Origin of the sequence: Blastomonas sp. (assembly GCF_041747255.1) — a bacterium.
GTDB lineage: Bacteria > Pseudomonadota > Alphaproteobacteria > Sphingomonadales > Sphingomonadaceae > Blastomonas.
The window spans coordinates 1-1,564 of the sequence record NZ_JBGTFM010000460.1; the positions used below are offsets into that span (position 1 = coordinate 1).

The 1,564-nt window shown below is 65.0% G+C and carries 1 protein-coding gene and 1 pseudogene; both read right to left on the bottom strand.

What is annotated here, in order from left to right:
- Nucleotides 1-782: AAA family ATPase (locus tag ACEW8G_RS15255; RefSeq protein WP_373489250.1), on the bottom strand; the 782-nt coding region annotated here is incomplete at its 3' end.
- A 14-nt stretch (nt 783-796) separates the two neighbouring features.
- Nucleotides 797-1,564 (bottom strand): annotated as a pseudogene (locus tag ACEW8G_RS15260) (chain-length determining protein); the annotation flags it as partial.

Consider the following 1,564-nt stretch of genomic DNA (forward strand, 5'->3'; position numbering starts at 1 on the left):
AGCGCCGCCGCAGGCGATGCCGCAAGCAAAGGCGGGGAATCGAAGATCACAATCCGCCCCGGCGCACCTTCGGTCAGCTGGGAAAGCACCTCGCGGGTGCGCACCGATGCCAGATATTCGGTATCGGTGTTGGTCTGCTGCCCGGCGGGCAGGACCGACAGTCCGCGAATATCGGTGGGGATGATGCAATCGAGCACGTTGATCTGCGGATCAGACAGCGCGTCCATCAACCCGCGCTGACCTTCGATGCCCAGCGTCGAGAGGATGCTGGGCTTGGCAAAATCGGCATCAACCAGCAGCACGTCATGATCCTGCTCGGTCGCAATCGACATTGCCAGATTGATCGCGCAATAGGTCTTGCCTTCATTGGGCTGGGCCGAGCAGACCAGAATGCGCTGCGCCTCTGGCCCCAGCCCTACGTTCTGCTCAGCCGCGATGCTGGCGAGCAGGCGGCGCTTGACGATGCGGAACTCTTCGGAAATGCCGGTCACCGGACCATCGGGCACAATCAACGCAGCTTCGCGCAGCCGGTCGCGGTTGACCGGTGCGACCGGCACATTGGCGAACGCACGCGGGCGCACGGGGGCGATCGGCGGAACAGGCGCAACGGGCGCCGCTTGCGGAGCCGCAGCCGGCACATCGGGCAACTGCGGCGCGCGCTGCTGCATCACTTTGCGGAAATCATAGACCTGCGCCGCACGCTCGATCAGCGAATCCTTGTTCTTCGCCTTGTCAGCGTCTGCGCCCTTGTCTGGGGAAGGAATGGGATCATGCATCGTCATGTCTTTCTTGCCCTTCACACCACCGAGCCACGCTGGATAAACTCGATGGTCAACAGCAGCAGGAACACGCCGACCAGCGCGCCGCCGGTGCCGACAAACAGCCTTAGCTTGCGTTTGCGCTCGTCGCGCTGCGCCTGGGTGAGCATCTGCGAGATCGAGCCGATCACCATGCCGCCACTGGCGCGTTCAAGCTTGGCCACTGTTGCATAGCTGCCGCGCAGCTGGCCCAGCGCAAAAGCTCCGGCCACACCGCCGCCAATGCCGACGAACAACACCAGAGCGAGCAGCAGCGGGCGGTTGGGTGCTACCGGCGTGCGCGGGCTGGATGGCGGCGCGATCAGATCGAAGCGCAGCGAATCGGTCTGGGTTTCGACCTGGCCGCGCAACCGCAGCGTTTCACGGTCGGCCAGCAGCTTGTCATACTGCACCTTCTGCACTTCGTAATTGCGGTTGATGCGCGCCTGTTCGGCGGCCACGCCCGGCTCCTGAATCTGTCTGGCGACCATCGCGTTCATTTCAGATTGCAGCGCGCCTTTGCGGGCCTGCAGCCCGGTCACCGCCGCCTGACGCTCCGCGCGGATGCTGACCAATGAGCTGTAGGCCGGATTGGGCACGTTGTAGCTGTTGCTCGCCCCTGCCCCCGCTTTGCGCAGCGCCTCGACCTGGCTTTTGAGCGCCATCACATCGGGATGCTGATCGGTGAGGCCGCGCGCGCGCGCCGAGGCAAGTTCGCCCTGCGCCTGGGCGAGCGGATTGGGTGCACCGCCCGCTACCCCGCCGGC